Genomic DNA, 16521 nt, shown 5'->3' with positions numbered 1-16521 from the left:
CGTTCGGCCACTTTCCCGGGGGTGGGTGAGAGACACGGCCCCTCGCGCCTAGTGTCGTGTACGTCACGAGAGGAAACCTGCCATGCGCAAGCTCGACTCCCTCCGTTTCGACGCCCGTGTGCGCGCCGCCACCGCCCTGTCGTGGTCGGCCGCGCAGACCGGCGACCACTTCAGCCGTCTCCTGCACTGGCCCTGGCGGGAGAACCCGTACCCCACCTACGCCCGGCTGCGTGCCGGCGGCCCGTTCGCCAGGACCCGCCTGGGCTTTCGCGTCGCGCACGCGCACGCGACCGTGGCGCACGTCCTGGCCGACCGGGCCTTCGGCGTCGAGGCCCCGGAGGGCTTCGTACCGCAGGAGCAGTACGACGTGATGGACCTGTCCTTCCTCCAGAGGGACCCGCCCGACCACACCCGCCTGCGCAAGACGGCGCGCCCGGCGTTCGCGCCGCGCCGTGTGGCCGGGTACCGCACCGAGATCGAGAAGATCGCCGAGGCGCTGCTGGACTCGGCGCTGGAGCGGAGCGACTTCGACCTCATGCGCGACTACGCCCAGCCGCTGCCGATCGCCGTCATCTCCCGGCTCCTGGGGGTCTCCGAGACCGACGACGACGCGTTCGTGCGGATCGGCACGGTGATCGGGACCGCCCTGGACGGGGCGCGGTCGGCACGCCAGCTCCGGGAGATCCGCGCGGCCACCGAGGAGCTCGACGCGATGTTCGCGCGGATGGCGGACGAGCGGCGCGCCCACCCGCGTGAGGACGTGCTGTCGGCGCTGGTCGCCGAGCACGACGGCGGCGGGCTCTCGTCCGACGAGCTGTCCGCGATGTGCCGCCTGCTGCTGGTCGCCGGGTTCGAGACGACGGTGAACCTCGTCGGCAACGGGGTGATGGCCCTGCTGCGCCACCGGGACCAGTGGGAGCGGCTGGTCGCCGACCCCGGTCTGGCCGAGGACGCCGTCGAGGAGATCCTGCGCTTCGACTCCCCCGTCCAGGTGACCTCGCGGTGGGCCCGGGAGGACACGGACGTCCTCGGGGAACCGGTGGCGCGCGGGGAGCAGGTGGTGTGCCTGATCGGGTCGGCCAACCGCGACCCGGCCCGGTTCGCCGACCCCGACCGGTTCGACGTCACCCGGGCCGACGCGGCCGACCACCTGTCCTTCTCCAGCGGCGCCCACTACTGCCTGGGCGCGCCGCTGGCCCGCCTGGAGGGCCAGGTCGCCCTGCGGGCCCTCGCCGAACGGGTGCCCGGCCTCAGACCCGCCGCCCTGCCCACCCGGCGGCCGACGCTGTCGGTGCGGGCGCTGTCGGCCTTCCCCGTCACGACCGGTTCGCGGTAGCCGTGCCGGGGGGCACGGGGGGCGGGGCCGTCCGGCGGCGGTTCGGCTCACGGGGAGGCGCGGTGGCGCTGGCCGCGGTCGCGGGCTGCTCGGCGGTGCTGGTGGTGGCGGCGGCCCTGGCCGTGGCTCTGCCCGAGGACGAGGCGCCTCAGGGCGAGGTCCCGGCCCTGGCGGCGGAGCACGGTGTGGACCTGGGCGTGGCCGTGGCGGTCGAGCCGCTGCTGTGGGACGGCGGCTACCGGGACGTGGTCACCGCCAACTACACGTCGGTGACCGCGGAGAACACGATGAAGTGGGACTCCGTGCAGCCCGAACGGGGCGAGTTCGACTGGAGCGGTCCGGACACGGTGATGGACTTCGCCGAGCGCAACGGCCTCGACGTGCGGGGCCACACGCTGCTGTGGCACAACCAGCAGCCCGCGTGGCTGGCGGGGGGGTCGTTCGGGCCGCAGGAGCTGCGGCAGATCATGCGCGAGCACGTCGGGGAGCTGGTGGGGCGGTACGAGGGGCGGATCACGGCCTGGGACGTGGTCAACGAGCCGTTCGCGGACGAGGGTGCGCAGCTGCGGGAGAACCTCTGGTACGGGGTCCTGGGACAGGACTACATCGCCGAGGCGCTGTGGGCCGCGCACGAGGCGGACCCCGGGGCGCGGCTGTACATCAACGAGTTCGGGATCGAGGACGGCGGCGCCAAGGCCGACGCGCTGTACGCGCTGGCCGAGGACCTGGTGGAGCGGGGGGTGCCGCTGCACGGGATCGGATTCCAGAGCCACTTCGTGCACGGCCAGGTGCCCGAGGACCTGGCCGGGACCATGCGGCGGTTCACCGGCCTGGGTCTGGAGGTGGCCGTCACCGAGCTGGACGTGCGCGTGCCCGAGCCGGCCACCGACGCGGAGCTGGCCGACCAGGCCGCGGAGTACCGCCGCGTGGTCGAGGCCTGCCTGGACGTGGCCGGGTGCGTGGGGGTGACGGTGTGGGGGGTCACCGACGGCCACTCGTGGATCCCCGAGTGGTTCCCCGGGTACACGGCGGCGACCCCCTTCGGCGAGGACTACCGGCCCAAGCCCGCGCTGGAGGGGATCGTCGAGGCGCTGGCCCGCCGTCCCGCGCCCGTCGCCTCCTGAGACCCCTAGCCGAAGGTGTACGGGACGAGGTACTCGGGCACGACGACGCGGGATCGGGGTGAGACGCGGCGCACCAGGTCGGAGAAGTCCGCGACGCTCATGCCCGACCCCGTGCCGTCGACGGGCGGGTTGGTCAGCTCGCGCTCGAAGTCGTCCCAGTGGATCGGCACCACCGTGCGGGGCAGGTCCAGGGCCTCCAGCAGACGGGGCACGTACTCGTGGGTGCTGGAGGTCGAGGGCATGGCGACCATGGCCACGTCCGGGGACAGGCCGGAGACCGCCCGGGCGTCGAAGTCGCTGGCGCCCATGAAGAAGACCGAGGGTCCCGAGGCGGGGTTGAGTTGGAAGGCCAGCGTGTCGCCCTCGGGCAGGTCGGCGATGGTGGCCGGGGCCTCCGGGACGCCGACGCGGATGCCGGGGAAGAGGACGGAGTAGCGGCCGTTGCGGCTGTGCAGGGAGCGGACCACCTCGACGACGTCGCCGCCGAAGTCCAGCACCTCCCCGCCGCGGACCGGGGACAGCTGTGCGGCGGGCACGCCCATCGCCTGGGCGACGTGGTAGGTGGTGAGGGTGCCCAGGACGCGGGCGCCGGTGGCGGTGGCGATGTGCGGTACGTCGGAGAAGTGGTCCCAGTGGGTGTGGGTGACCAGGATGACATCGTCCTCGCCGATGCCGGCGGTGTGCTCGTCCACCGTGGCGGCGTCGACCGTGAGCGGGGTGGCGGAGTCGAACTCGCGCCCCTCCTGGAACAGGCCGGTCGGGAACCGGGTGAGGTAGGGGTCGACCAGGATGGTGCGCTCGGGCAGGTCGACGCGCCACCCGCTGGTGCCCAGCCAGCGCAGGGTCGGCCCCCGGCCGGAGCCCGACGCGGGGCGGGCGGGCGCCGCGGTCGTGGCGGCCGCGTGGGCGGAGCCCTGGGCGGCGAGCAGGGATGTGAGGGCGGTGCCCGCGACGGTGCCGCGCAGGAATCCCCGTCGTGCGATGGTCATGCCGTCTCCTCGTCCGTGGTGGTCGTTCGGCGGCGCACAGTCGACCACGGCCCGCGCGGGGGCGTCCAATAACCGGCGCCCGCACGGTGCCAGCCGTTCGCTTATCGGCACAGGTCAGACGGGGTGGTCACGGAGGCGGTCGACCGCCTGGCGCGCGGCGCGGCCGAGTGCGAGGTCGATCTCCAGGGGTGGGAGACCGGGGTCGGTGACGGTGGCGGACACGGCCACCGCGTAGCGCCGCCCGTCGGGGTACTCGACCACGCCCGCCTCCTGGCGCAGGCCGGGGAGGGTGCCGGACTTGGCGCTGACGCGGACGGCGGGCGGGAAGCCCGAGGCGATGCGGGCGCGGACGAGCTGGCGGGCCATGAGGGCGCGGACGAAGGCGCAGGCGTCGGGCGGGGCGGCCCGGTCGGTCCAGATCAGGCTCAGCAGGCGGGTGAGGTCGCGCGGGGTGGCGGAGGTGGCGCGGGCGGGGTCGTAGTCGCGCGGGGTGTGGAGGGACTCGGGGTCGTCGGCCAGGAGGGTGTGCAGAAGGCTGCGGGGTCCGCCGGTGAAGCGGGTGCGGGTGAGCCCGAGCTCGGTGGCCAGCAGCTGGACGGGTTCGACGCCGACGCGGTCGACGATGAGGTCGGCGGCGGTGTTGTCGCTGACGGTCATGGCCAGGGACGCGCAGTCGCGCAGGGAGAGCTCGACGTCGTCGGCGAAGTCCGCTGTGCCGGTGCCGCCGAGGCGGTGTTCGCGGCGTGCGACGACGCGTTCGGCGGGGTCGAGGCGGCCGGTCGCGGCCTGGCGGGCGAACTCCAGGACGATGAGGATCTTGGCGACCGAGGCGAGGACGACGGGCTCGTCGGCGCGGTGGGCCGTCTCGGCGGCTCCGTCGATCTCCCGGGCGTGCACGCGGGGTGCGGGTGTGTCGGTGGTGCTCACCGGCTCACGGTAGTCGTGCGACGCCGGTAGGGTCGCCTCCGTGGATCTGGGACGTCATCTGCGGTACTTCCTGGTGGTCGCGCGGGAGGGGCATTTCGGGGACGCGGCCGTGGAGCTGGGGATCGCCCAGCCCGCCCTCAGCCAGTCGGTACGGCGGTTGGAGGCGGAGCTGGGGGTCACCCTGTTCGACCGGTCGCGCCGCCGTGTGCGGTTGACCCCCGCGGGGCGGTTGCTGGTCGACCAGGCGCGTGAGGTGGTCGCCGGGGAGGCGCGGCTGCGGGAGACGATGCGGCGGGTGCGCGACGGCGGGGTGGCGACGCTGCGGGTGGGCGTGCCGCCGGGGACGTCTGCGGTGGCGTTGCGGGGGCTGTTGGACGGGATGGCCGGGGAGGTGCCCGACGTGACCGTGGACGTGGGCGCGATGACCGGCGCCGAGGTGGTGCGGGCGCTGGGTGAGGGGTCGGTGGACACGGGCTTGGTGACGGCCCCCTTCGACGGGTCGGGGCTGGTGAGCGAGCCGGTGCGCCGGGTGGAGGTGGGCGCGGCGGTGCCGCGCGGCGCTCCGCTGGCGCGCGCGGGTCGGTTGGAGCTGGCGGACCTGGCGGGATCGGATCTGGTGGTGGCCTCCCGTGCCGAGGCCCCGGAGTGGTTCGAGCGGGTCCTGGCGGTGTGCCGAGAGCACGGGTGGGTGCCGCCGAGGGTGCACGAGGCCGAGGGCACGGAGTTCCTGTCGGGGCTGGTGCTGGCGGGCCGGGGTGTGGCGCTGGCGGCGGAGGCCCTGGCCGCGCGGGAGCCGCGGCTGGCGTGGCGTCCCCTGGCGGGGGCGCCGTTGCACCAGCGCACGGAGGCGGTGCGGCCCGAGCGGGGCGCGCACCCGGCGGCGTCGGTGTTCGCGCGGGTGGCCGCGCGGGTTCTGGCCGAGCCCGCCGGTGGCGCCGATCCGGTGGCGCCCCTCGGCGGCGGGACGGACGGGCGTCCGTGGTCGCTGGTCTACGGAGGCGGCGCGATCCCCCAGCCCGGTTGAGCCGGAGGCCCGGGCGAACCGCGGTGGCGCCGCGTAGGATCGGCGGGAGACCGCGTCGACGATCCCGAGGTGTTCGGTATGCCCTAGGCACGTGCCCCGCCGCGCTCCTTCGTCCAGGAACCCCATCCACGACGAAGGAGACGACCGACATGAACGAGACCACACCGCCCGTCGCCGTGCCCGCGGCGCTCGCCGAGAGCGTCACCCGCAACTTCGGGCCGGAGTGGACGGCCGCCCTGCCGGGGGTGACCGCACGCCAGTGCGACCGGTGGGGGCTGCGCCCCGACGGCGCGGCCATGCACGGCATGGTGGGGCTCGCCCTGCCCGTCCGGCGCGCCGACGGCTCTCCGGCCGTGCTCAAGGTGCAGCCGGTGGACGAGGAGACCGGCGGCGAGCCGGTCGCGCTGCGCGCCTGGGACGGTGACGGCGCCGTCCGGCTGCTCGACCACGATCCGTGCACCGGGGCGATGCTGCTGGAGGCCCTCGACCCCTCGCGGTCGCTGCTGGGGGTGGAGCTCACCGAGGCGCTGACCGTCATCGGGACGCTGCTGTCGCGGTTGAACGCCCACCCCGCCCCGGCGGGTCTGCCCGGCCTGGGTCCGGTGACCCTGGACCTGGCGGAGCGCGCGGACCGGCTGGCGTCCGCCCGTTCGGGCGGCGATCGCGCGCTGCTGGCCGATCTGGCCGCTCGGGCGCGGGAGGCGGCGACCGAGCCGGGCGACCGGCTCCTGCACTGGGACCTGCACTACGAGAACGTGCTGGCGCCCAGGCCCGGATCGGACCGGGGGGCGTGGCTGGCGATCGACCCCGAGCCCCTGGCGGGCGATCCGGGGTTCGAACTGATGCCCGCCCTGCACGACCGGTGGGAGGAGGCGGTGGCCTCCGGTGACGTCCGCCGCGCCACGCGCCGCCGGTTCGACCTGCTGACCGACGCGGCGGGCCTGGACCGCGCCCGCGCCCGGAGGTGGACCCTGGTGCGGGTGCTCCAGGAGTGCGTCTGGTGGGCGGAGGACGGTGAGGAGGGGCTGCCGGAGGTTCCGGTCGTGATCGCCGACGCCCTGCGCCGGTAGCGGTGACCCGCCGTGTGGCGGCGGTACCCCGCCACACGGCGCTGTCCCCACCGGGTCCGGCGGCACACAATGGCGGCACACCATGCGCACCGACGTTCGGAGGTCCCCATGACGTCCCCTGCCCGTCCGCCCTTCGACCCCGAGCTGGGCGCCGCCCTGACGGTGGTCAACGAGAACGTCCCCGCCACCATCACTCCCGAGATGGTCCCCGTGCTGAAGGAGGCGGCGGCCCAGGAGGCGGCCGCCTCCGTTCCCGACGACCTGACCCTGGAGGGGGCCTTCAGCGAGGAGGCCCATGAGGCGCCCGGGCCCGAGGGGGCTCCGGCCGTGCCCCTGATCGTGTGGCGGCCCACCGGATCGCCCTCCCCCACCGGTGTCCTGTACTGGATCCACGGCGGCGGGATGATGCTGGGCACCCATCGGGGCCGGGAGATCTCCGGTCTGCTGGAAGCGGCCCGCGAGCTGGGGGCGGCCCTGGTGTCGGTGGACTACCGTCTGGCTCCGGAGAACCCGCACCCCGCGCCCGTGGAGGACTGCTACGCCGGTCTGGTGTGGGTGGTCGAGAACGCGGAGAAGCTGGGGATCGACCCCGAGCGCGTGGTGGTCGGCGGGGCCAGCGCGGGCGGCGGCCTGGCGGCCGCCACCGCGCTGCTGGCGCGCGACCGCGGCGGGCCGCGCCTGATCGGTCAGCTCCTGCTCTACCCGATGCTGGACGACCGCAACGACTCGGTCTCCGCCCACCAGATGGTCGGCGTGGGCGTCTGGGACCGGGTCTCCAACGCGACGGGGTGGGGCGCGCTGCTCGGCGACGCCGCGGGCGGGCCGGACGTGTCGTTCCACGCGGCTCCGGCCCGTGCCGAGGACCTGTCGGGACTGCCCCCGGCCTTCCTGGACGTGGGCTCGGCCGAGACGTTCCGCGACGAGGTCGTGGAGTACGCCTCCCGGATCTGGAAGGCGGGTGGGGTGGCGGAGCTGCACGTGTGGCCGGGCGCCTTCCACGGCTTCGACACGTTCGCGCCGCAGGCGGCGATCAGCCGGTCCGCCGCGGCGCAGCGGCTGCCGTGGCTGCGCCGGACCATGGGCGCCTGATCCGTGGGCGGCCGGTCCCGCAGAATGGGTGTATGAGAGAGCTGGTGGGCAGGGTCACGGCGCTGGACCCCGAGGCCGGTGAGGCCGTCAGGGTGATCTCCTACTTCGACGCCCTGGCGGGCGCGGGCGTGGAGGCGATCGTGCGCGGCGCGGCCGTGCTGACCGGTGCGCCCGCCGGGTTCGTGGACCGGTCGCGCGGGGTGGCGCTGCGTGTGGCGCCCGACGGCGCCGTGGAGTGGACGGCGTCCGGTCCCGATCCGTCCTGGTGCTCGCTCCGTGTCGGCTCGGGGGGCGCGACGCTGTGGATCGAGCGCTCCGGTGCGCCGGGCCCGGTCGAGGCGATGGTCCTGGAGCGGGCGTCGGCCGCCCTGCGCACCCGCCTGGAGCTGTCCTCGCCCGTGGGGCAGGGCCGGGAGCCGCTCGCGCGGACGGCGGTCGACCCGCGGGTGGCCGAGCCGGTGCGACTGCGCGCGGCACGGCGGTTGGGGTTCGACGCCCGTGCCCGGGTGCGAGCGGTGGCCGTGCACGGCGGCGCGGCGCGGGTCGTGGCGTCGGAGGCGTCCGCGGACGGGCCCGATCGCGCGGGAATCGGCCCGACCGTGGTCCCGGCGGATCTGCCGGAGTCGTGGGAGGACGCGGTGCGGGCGGTGCGGTTCACCGCCGAGGGCACGGGGGCCGATCCCGGGCCGCGGGTGGTCCGCGCCGAGGAGTTGGGCGGCCTCCTGCTGCTCGCGGACGCCGTCGGCCGGGACTGGAAGCCCGTGCCCGACGTGGTCGCCCTGGAACGGGTGGGGCGGGAGGGCGTCGCGTTGCTGGAGGAGCTGGACGCGCTCGCGGGCGCGCCCAGTCTGCGGGCGGCCGCGACCGCCTTGGGGGTGCACCACTCCACGCTCCAGGAGGGCGTGGGGCGGGCCGAACGGATCCTCGGCTGGTCGGTGCGCGACGTACCGGGGAGGCTGCGTCTGCAGGTCGTGTTGGCGTTGCGGCGGCTGCACCGCAACGCCTGAGGACCCGTCCGGAGGCGGCCCGTCGGAGTTTCCTCCAGGGCACGCGCTCACCTCGCCTCAGTCCGCGACGACGGTGATGCCCAGGGCGGCCAGGATCGACCCGGCCTGCGCCGGGCCGACAGCGGCCCCGCGCAGGTTTCCGGCCTGGTCCAGGGTGAGCTCCCCCAGGTCCGCTCCGCGCAGGTCGGCCCCGGCGAACCGTGCGCCGGCCAGGTGGGCGCCGCGCAGCCGGGACTCGACCCACACCGTCTGGCGCAGGTCGGCGCCGGTCAGGTCGGCCTCGTCCAGTCGCAGCCCCTCCAGGGTCCGGCCGCGCAGGTCGACGCCCTTGCAGCGGGCGAGCATGAGGTTGCAGTGCGCGAAGGCGTACCCGACGCCGCGCAGGGAGGTGAGCGCGGCGCCGGTCAGCCGGCACCCGGTGAACTCCGCGTCGGTGAGCAGTGCGCCCTGCCAGCGGGTGTTGGCCAGGTCCACCTTCCCGAAGCGGGTGTCGGGGCCGTCCACGTGCGCGAACGAGGCCCCCGCGGCGCTGCCTCCCTCGAAGCGGGCTCCGTCCAGGAGCGCGCGGTCGAGCCGGGCGCCGTCGAGCCGGCAGTCGGTGAACACGGCGTCGACGAGGTCGGCGTCGCGCAGGTCCGCCTCGGTGAGGTCGCAGCGGACGAACGTCCACGCGTCGGGGAGGCCGTCGCGGTCGACGCCGGACAGGTCGGCGTCGGCGATCGTGGTGCGTGCGGGTTCGGTACTCATCGCGCGGACCCTAGCGGTGCACGGTGACAGAACCCGACCCGACGCGCTCAGTCGCGCAGTTTGAGCGCCAGGAACAGGTCGACGCGGTGCTCCAGGCTGCTCAGATCGCGTCCGGTGAGTTCCTCGACGCGGCCGATCCGGTAGCGCAGGGTGTTGACGTGCACGTGCATGGCCGCCGCGCAGCGCTGCCAGGAGCCGGAGTGCTCCAGGAACTGTTCCAGGGTGGAGACGAGCTCGGAGCGGTGGTCGCGGTCGTAGGCGAGCAGCGGGCCCAGCAGGCGTTCGCGGTAGGAGGACTGCACCTCCTCGGGGACCGAGGCGAGCAGCAGTTCGTGGGAGTCGATCTCCGCGCCCGCGATCACCCTGGACCGTCCGCCGCGCAGCTCGGCCAGGCGTCGGGCGTGGCGGGCCTCCACGGCCCCGCCGCGCAGCTCGGACACGCCGTGGGCGGCCGAGCTGAGGCCGATCGCGATGCGGTAGTCCAGCAGCCCGCCCTCCAGGACGCGGGCCCTGCGCACGAGGCCGGCGCGGATCTCCTCGCCGCCGCGGCGGGCGTCGCCCCCCTCGGGCACCGGGACCACGGCCAGGGAGTCGGTGTCGCCGGTGACGACGGCGCCGGGCCAGTCGGCGACGAGTTCGGTCAGCACGCGCCTGGTCAGGTCGGGGATGCGGGGTTCGGGCATCATGACGGCCCTGACCACGACGCGGCCGAGCACGGAGAAGTCCTCCTCGGGACCGAGTCCGCTCATGAGGGCGGCGGCCTCGTCGAAGCGCTGGGCGGCCAGGAGCCGGGGCAGGCCCTCCAGGTGGCGGGCGTCGGTCAGGGCGCGCTCCTCGGTCCGGCTGCGCGCCAGGACGGCGACGGAGACCAGTTCGGCGACCGACTCGTGCTCCTCCTCGGTCCAGGCGGCCTGGTCGCCCGCGCACACGAGCAGCCAGGTGGCCAGGGGGTGGGACTCCTTGGTCTGCACCGGCAGGACGGTGACCACGGTGCCGTCGCCGCTCGGCAGGCGCACGGTGCGGGGAAAGGTCGGCCAGGTGAGCGCCTTGGCGGCGAGCCACTCACTGGCGTCCGGCGACAGCGGCGTGCCGGAGGAGGCGACGCGGCGCCCGGTGGAGGAGATGACCCAGGCGGTGATCCCGGCCTGGGTGGCGGCCCCGGCGAAGGCCTCGGCGAAGTCGGCTCCGGCGGCCACCTCGGCCATGACGCGGCGGTGCCGGTCGCGGGTCTCGGAGATGGTGGTGAACCGGTGCTGGGTCAGGGCCCGCAGGACCTCCTCGGTGACCGCGCCGAAGGACGTCTCGGAGGGCACCTCGACGAGGGGGATGTCGTGGGCGCGGCAGGCCTCGACCAGGTCGGGCGGGATGTCGCTCAGGGCCGTGCCCGCGCCGAGGGCGACCGCCCCGGCGCTGGCGATCGAGGACACGAATGTCTCGGAGTCCTCTGGGCGGGTACGCCACATCATGCCGGTGAGTATGAACTCTCCACCGCGCAGGTACCGGGCCGGTTCGAGCAGATCGGTGGTGTAGAACCACCGCACGGTGCGGTGGGCGTGCTCGGCTCCGGTCAGGAACCGCAGGTGCAGTCTCTTGACGGCGAGCAGCTCACTGATCTGCATGAACGATCCTCTGTTGCTTGTGGGGCGGCTGGTCCCAGTGGACGGTACGTGATCTTCCTGCTCAGTGGCACCGTCTGGCGGTCACCGGGGGGATGTGAAGTGTTCGCGCAGACGTTACTTGTAGGAAGATCCCAACGATAGTGGCCCGTTTCACTGACGGTTCATGTCTTTACGTGCTAGTAGGCCGCGTCGCGTCGGTGGTGTACTTCACATCACTACCGGATTACCCAGGAGTTGTGCACACCTTCCGACGTCCAACCAACTCCGTGGCGAGCAACGAGGACAAGTATGGAATTCCTGAGTCCCTCCACTGTGGAGGAGGCGCTCGAGGCCAAGAGCGCCCATCCTGACGGGGTGCCCATCATGGGCGGCACCGACGTCATGGTGGAACTCAACTTCGACAAGCACCGTCCCGACGTCCTGATCGACCTGGCCCGGATCCCCGAGCTGGCCGAGTGGGGCCCGGACGGCGAGTACACCCGCCTCGGCGCGGGCGTGCCCTACACCCGGATCATCGAGAACCTGCAGAAGCAGGCCCCGGGCCTGGCCAAGGCCTCCCGGACGGTCGCCTCCCCGCAGATCCGCAACCGGGGCACGGTCGGCGGCAACCTCGGGGGCGCCTCCCCCGCCGGTGACACCCACCCGCCGCTGCTCGCCACCGACGCGGTGATCGAACTCGCGTCGGTGCGCGGCCGCCGCACGGTCGCCGCACGCGACTTCTACCTGTCGTTCCGTACGACCGCCCTGCGGTCCGACGAGCTGATCACCGCGGTCCTGCTGCCCGAGCCCAAGGGCCCGCAGCAGTTCCTCAAGATCGGCACCCGCAACGCGATGGTGATCTCGGTCGCGGGCTTCTCCCTGTCCCTGGACGCGGAGAACCGGACGGTGGGCACGGGCCTGGGCTCGGTCGGGCCGACCCCGATGCGCTCCGAGGCGGCGGAGGAGTTCCTGGCCGCCGAGTTCGACTGGGAGAACGCGTCGGTTCCGTCGGAGGCCACCGTGCGCCGCTTCGGCGAGCTCGTCGCCTCGGCCGCCCGCCCCATCGACGACCAGCGGGGCAGCGCCGACTACCGCAAGCATTCGATGGCGGTCATGGCGCGTCGCGCGCTGAGCTGGTCGGTCACCGAATACCGGAAGGGAGCCACGCGATGCGCGTGAACCTCAACGTCAACGGCGAGGACATGACCGCCGAGAACGTCTGGCCGGGCGAGAGCCTGCTGTACGTGCTCCGCGAGCGGCTGGGCCTCCCGGGCAGCAAGAACGCGTGTGAGCAGGGCGAGTGCGGTTCCTGCACGGTCTACTTCGACGGCGTCACGGCGTGCTCGTGCATGATCGCCGCCGGGCAGGCCGAGGGCCGCCGGATCCGGACCGTCGAGGGCCTGGCCGAGGAGTCGGGCAAGGGTTCGGACAAGAAGCTCGGGACGGTCCAGGACGCGTTCGTCGAGGCGGGCGCCGTCCAGTGCGGTTTCTGCACGCCGGGTCTGCTGGTGCAGACCGACGACCTGCTGGAGCGCACGGTGGGCGCGGGCAAGCCCGCCCCGAACGACGCCGAGATCCGCGAGGCGCTCGCGGGCAACCTGTGCCGCTGCACGGGCTACGAGAAGATCATCGACGCGGTGCACCTGGCCGCCGAGCGCCGGGCGGCCTCCGGGAGCAGCGCATGAGCCGCACGATCGTCATCGAGGGCGCCCACGTCGTCACGGTGGACGGCGCGGAGTACGCCGACGGCCACATCGTGGTCGCCGACGGCCGGATCAGCGCGGTCGGCGCGGGCCCGGCCCCCGAGGCCGCGGGCGCGGAGCGGATCGACGGCCGCGGGTGCCTGGCCACTCCGGGTCTGGTCAACACGCACAACCACCTGTACCAGTGGGCCACGCAGGGGCTGTTCGCCGACGGCACGCTCTTCGAGTGGCTGGTGGGTTCCTACGAGATCTGGCACCGGCTGGACGCCGAGGTGGTGGCGGGAACGACGGCCGCCGGCCTGGCCCACCTGGCGCTGTCCGGGTGCACGACCGCCTCGGACCACCACTACATCTACCCCTCGGGCCGCGGCGACATCGTGGCCGCCGAGGTGGAGGCCGCCCGCGAGGTGGGCATCCGGCTGGACCTGGCCCGCGGGTCGATGGACCGCGGACACAGCGCGGGCGGGCTGCCGCCGGACAGCGTCGTGGAGACCACCGACGGCGCCCTGGAGGGCACCGCGGCGGCGATCGACGCCCACCACGACGCCTCGCCCGAGTCGATGACCCGCGTGGCAGCGGCTCCGTGCTCGCCGTTCTCGGTGAGCCGGGAGCTGATGGTCGGCGCCGCCGAGCTGGCCCGCTCCAAGGGAGTACGGCTGCACACCCACCTGGCCGAGACCCTCGACGAGGAGGAGAAGTGCCAGGCCGAGTTCGGCTGCACCCCCGTCGAGTACGCGGAGAAGCTCGGCTGGCTCGGTGAGGACGTGTGGTTCGCCCACGCGGTGCACCTGTCCGACGCCGCGATCGCCCGCATCGCCGCCACCGGCACCGGCATCGCGCACTGCCCGACCTCCAACGCCCGTCTGGGCGCGGGGATCTGCCGGGTGACCGAGCTGCTGGAGGCGGGGGCCCGGGTGGGCCTGGGCGTGGACGGCCCGGCCTCCAGCGAGCTCACCGGCCTGGCCGGCGAGATGCACCAGGCGCTGCTCATGGCCCGCGCCCGCAAGGGCCCGCAGGCGCTGAGCGCCCGCCAGTCGCTGGAGATGGCGACCCTGGGCGGCGCCCGTGTCCTCGGCCGCGACGCCGAACTCGGTTCGATCACTGTGGGCAAGGTCGCCGACATCGCCCTGTGGCGGGTGGACGGCTTCGGCCACGACGTGATCGACGACCCGGTGGTGGCGGCGATCTTCGGCCCCACCCCTCCCCTGGAGCGGCTCCTCGTCGGCGGGAACACCGTCGTCGACCGCGGCCAGCTCCGCACCCTGTCCGCCGACACCGCGGCCGCGCGCGGTCGCGCGGCACACCGCGCCCTGGTTCAGGAGGCGAGCCTCTAGATGGCGACGACCACCACGACGGTCACGAATCTGTCCAGCACCACCAGGGACGGGTTGGGCACCAGCCCGCGCCGCCCCGACGGCACCCTGAAGGTGACCGGGGAGTTCGCCTACTCCTCGGACATGTGGATGGAGGACATGCTGTGGGGGATGACCCTGCGCAGCCCCCACCCGCACGCCAGGATCCTGGGCATCGACATCACCGAGGCGCTCAAGGTCCCCGGGGTGGAGGCCGTGCTCACGCACGAGGACGTCCCCGGAGCCAAGCGCTACGGCCTGGAGTACAAGGACCAGCCGGTGCTGGCCTACGGCAAGGTGCGCTACAAGGGCGAGCCCGTGGCCCTCGTGGCCGCCGACCACCCGGAGACCGCGCGCCGCGCCCTGGAGCGGATCAAGGTCGACTACGAGGTCCTGCCCCCGGTCAGCGACTCGCGCCGGGCCGCGCTCGACCCGGAGTACCCGCTGGTCCACGAGGAGGGCAGCCTCAAGATCCACGAGGAGTACCACCAGTCCGGCAACCGGGTCCGCTACCAGCCCATCCGCACCGGAGAGTTCCGGGACGCGGCGGGGAACGGGGACCGGGAGCGGGGCGTCCTGGAGGCGCTGCGCGCCCAGGCCGACGCGGTCGTGGAGACCGAGTACGAGGTCGGCATGCAGGACCAGGCGTTCCTGGGCCCCGAGTCCGGCCTGGCCGTGCCCGAGGAGGACGGCGGCGTCCACCTCTACGTCGCCACCCAGTGGCTGCACAACGACCTCTGGCAGATCGTTCCCTGCCTCGGCCTGCCCGAGGACAAGGTGCGGATGACCATGGCGGGGGTCGGCGGCGCCTTCGGCGGTCGCGAGGACCTGTCGATGCAGATCCACGGCGCCATGCTCGCCCTGCACACCGGCAAGCCGGTCAAGATCGTGTACAACCGCGAGGAGTCCTTCTACGGCCACGTGCACCGGCACCCGGCCAAGATGCGGTTCGAGCACGGCGCCAAGGCCGACGGAACGCTGCTGTACGCCACGCTGGAGATCATCGTGGACGGCGGCGCCTACGCCTCGGCGACGCCCGCCGTGGTGGGTGTGGCCTCCTCGCTGGGCATCGGCCCCTACGAGGTGCCGAACGTGCTCGTGGACGCCTACGGGGTGTACACCACCAACCCGCCGTGCGGCGCGATGCGCGGTTTCGGCGCGGTCCAGGCCTGCTTCGGCTACGAGTCGCAGATGGACAAGCTCGCGGAGAAGCTGGGCATGCACCCGGTGGATCTGCGCATCAAGAACGCCATGTCGCAGGGCTCCCGGATCATCACGGGCCAGGAGATGCACAGCCCGCTGCCGATGGCGGAGATGCTCCAGCGCGCCCGTGACCTGCCGATGCCCGTCGACCGCTCCGAGCTGCCCGACCCGGCGGACCTGCGCACCCTGCCGGGCGGGGTGGCCGGGACCACGCACGGCGAGGGCGTCGTGCGCGGTGTGGGCTACGGCGTGGGTCTGAAGAACCTGTGCTTCTCCGAGGGCTTCGACGACTACTCCACGGCGCGCGTACGGATGGAGATCGTGGCCGGGGAGCCGGTGGTGCTCGTGCACACGGCGGCCGCGGAGGTCGGCCAGGGTCTGGTCACCGTCAAGGGCCAGATCGCGCGCAGCGAGCTGGGCGTGGAGAAGGTGGTCATCAACCCGTCCGACACCCAGGTGGGTTCGGCGGGCTCCTCCTCCGCGTCCCGCCAGTCGTACATGACCGGTGGCGCGGTGAAGATGGCCTGCGAGGCGGTGCGCGAGTCGGTGTTCGCGATCGCCCGCGAGCGCGGTGTGGTCCCGGTCGACCGCCACGGCGCGGACCTGTCCCTGGTGGGCGGCAAGCTGGTCTCGGCGACCGACGGCGTGCTGGCGTCGCTGGCCGACCTGCTCGGCGAGTCCGCGAGCGGCGGCAGGGTCGTCGAGGAGACCCGGGAGCACCACCACCGTCCGACCGAGATGATCGACCCGGTCCTGGGCCAGGGCTCCTCCCACACCCAGTTCGGCATGTGCGTGCACCGCGCCGTGGTGGACGTGGACGTGGAACTCGGCCTGGTGAAGGTCGTGGCCCTGGACGCGGTGCAGGACGTCGGCAAGGTGCTGCACCCGCAGCAGCTGGCCGGTCAGATCCAGGGCGCCTCCACCCAGGGGCTGGGTCTGGCGCTGATGGAGGAGATCCAGGTCAAGGACAGTGTGATCCGGAACCCCTCGTTCACGGACTACCTGATCCCGACGATCCTGGACACCCCGCCGATGCGGATCGACGTCCTGGAGCACCCCGACCCCCGCGCCCCGTACGGGCTGCGCGGCGCGGGTGAGCCGCCGACCCTGTCCTCGACCCCGGCGATCGTGGCCGCGGTCCGGAACGCGACCGGACGTCCGCTCACGCACGCTCCGGTGCGTCCGGAGGACATCGTCGGAATCGATCTCTGACGCGGGCGGCGGGCCCCGGCCCGCCGCCCGGGCCGGGGGGGGGGGGGGCCCCGCGGGCCCCCCCCCCCCCCCCCCCCCCCAAAAACCCCCCCCCCCCCCCCCCCCCCCCCCCCCCCCCCCCCCCCCCCCCCCCCCCCCCC

14 protein-coding genes are annotated in these 16521 nt (G+C 74.0%); 10 read left to right on the top strand and 4 right to left on the bottom strand.

Annotation, left to right across the window (positions count from 1 at the left end):
• The first annotated feature begins 82 nt into the window (after positions 1-82).
• Positions 83-1336 (top strand): cytochrome P450, encoded by a 1254-nt coding sequence (locus tag ACIBFB_RS22280; RefSeq protein ID WP_397233105.1) that lies wholly within the window; start codon positions 83-85, stop codon positions 1334-1336.
• Between the two features lie 62 nt (positions 1337-1398).
• Positions 1399-2460, top strand: a complete 1062-nt coding sequence (locus ACIBFB_RS22275) for an endo-1,4-beta-xylanase (RefSeq protein ID WP_397233103.1) — start codon at positions 1399-1401, stop codon at positions 2458-2460.
• Positions 2461-2465: 5 nt separating this feature from the next.
• Here ACIBFB_RS22275 and ACIBFB_RS22270 read toward each other — a convergent pair whose 3' ends face one another.
• Together ACIBFB_RS22270 and ACIBFB_RS22265 are read right to left on the bottom strand one after the other, a co-directional pair.
• Positions 2466-3449, bottom strand: a complete 984-nt coding sequence (locus ACIBFB_RS22270; protein WP_397233101.1) for an MBL fold metallo-hydrolase — start codon at positions 3447-3449, stop codon at positions 2466-2468.
• Positions 3450-3563: 114 nt separating this feature from the next.
• A complete protein-coding gene (locus ACIBFB_RS22265; protein ID WP_397233099.1) occupies positions 3564-4376 on the bottom strand; it encodes a serine hydrolase in 813 nt (270 codons plus the stop codon).
• Between the two features lie 40 nt (positions 4377-4416).
• Between ACIBFB_RS22265 and ACIBFB_RS22260 the strand changes: the two genes are divergently transcribed.
• The 4 genes from ACIBFB_RS22260 (at position 4417) to ACIBFB_RS22245 (ending at position 8566) form a co-directional block, all read left to right on the top strand.
• A complete protein-coding gene (locus ACIBFB_RS22260) occupies positions 4417-5400 on the top strand; it encodes a LysR family transcriptional regulator (RefSeq protein WP_397233097.1) in 984 nt (327 codons plus the stop codon).
• Between the two features lie 149 nt (positions 5401-5549).
• The gene (locus ACIBFB_RS22255) at positions 5550-6470 is read left to right on the top strand and encodes an aminoglycoside phosphotransferase family protein (protein ID WP_397233095.1); all 921 of its coding nucleotides are present in this window, start codon (positions 5550-5552) and stop codon (positions 6468-6470) included.
• 108 nt (positions 6471-6578) lie between these two features.
• Positions 6579-7559 (top strand): alpha/beta hydrolase, encoded by a 981-nt coding sequence (locus ACIBFB_RS22250; protein WP_397233093.1) that lies wholly within the window; start codon positions 6579-6581, stop codon positions 7557-7559.
• A gap of 32 nt (positions 7560-7591) precedes the next feature.
• Positions 7592-8566 carry a helix-turn-helix domain-containing protein gene (locus ACIBFB_RS22245; RefSeq protein WP_397233091.1) on the top strand — a complete coding sequence of 325 codons (975 nt, stop codon included), beginning with the start codon at positions 7592-7594 and terminating at the stop codon, positions 8564-8566.
• 57 nt (positions 8567-8623) lie between these two features.
• On the opposite strand, the gene ACIBFB_RS22240 is transcribed toward ACIBFB_RS22245, so the two are convergent.
• A complete protein-coding gene (locus ACIBFB_RS22240; RefSeq protein ID WP_397233089.1) occupies positions 8624-9313 on the bottom strand; it encodes a pentapeptide repeat-containing protein in 690 nt (229 codons plus the stop codon).
• Between the two features lie 47 nt (positions 9314-9360).
• A complete protein-coding gene (locus tag ACIBFB_RS22235; protein WP_397233087.1) occupies positions 9361-10932 on the bottom strand; it encodes a PucR family transcriptional regulator in 1572 nt (523 codons plus the stop codon).
• A 288-nt stretch (positions 10933-11220) separates the two neighbouring features.
• On the opposite strand from ACIBFB_RS22235, the gene ACIBFB_RS22230 reads away from it, so the two are divergent.
• The 4 genes from ACIBFB_RS22230 to ACIBFB_RS22215 are packed head-to-tail and all read left to right on the top strand — an operon-like array spanning position 11221 to position 16381.
• Entirely contained in the window at positions 11221-12090 is an 870-nt protein-coding gene (locus tag ACIBFB_RS22230) for an FAD binding domain-containing protein (protein ID WP_397233085.1), read from the top strand.
• Positions 12081-12596 carry a (2Fe-2S)-binding protein gene (locus ACIBFB_RS22225; protein ID WP_397233083.1) on the top strand — a complete coding sequence of 172 codons (516 nt, stop codon included), beginning with the start codon at positions 12081-12083 and terminating at the stop codon, positions 12594-12596. The genes ACIBFB_RS22230 and ACIBFB_RS22225 overlap by 10 nt, the downstream gene beginning before the upstream one ends.
• On the top strand, positions 12593-13948 hold the full coding sequence (locus ACIBFB_RS22220; protein WP_397233081.1) for an 8-oxoguanine deaminase: 1356 nt from the start codon (positions 12593-12595) through the stop codon (positions 13946-13948). Before ACIBFB_RS22225 ends, ACIBFB_RS22220 begins: the two co-directional genes overlap by 4 nt.
• Positions 13949-16381, top strand: coding sequence for a xanthine dehydrogenase family protein molybdopterin-binding subunit (locus ACIBFB_RS22215; RefSeq protein ID WP_397233079.1), 2433 nt, complete (start codon positions 13949-13951; stop codon positions 16379-16381).
• Positions 16382-16521: the final 140 nt, after the last annotated feature.

Origin of the sequence: Nocardiopsis sp. NPDC050513 (genome assembly GCF_044457925.1) — a bacterium.
Classification (GTDB): Bacteria; Actinomycetota; Actinomycetes; order Streptosporangiales; family Streptosporangiaceae; genus Nocardiopsis.
This window is presented reverse-complemented; position numbering and strand designations above follow the sequence as displayed.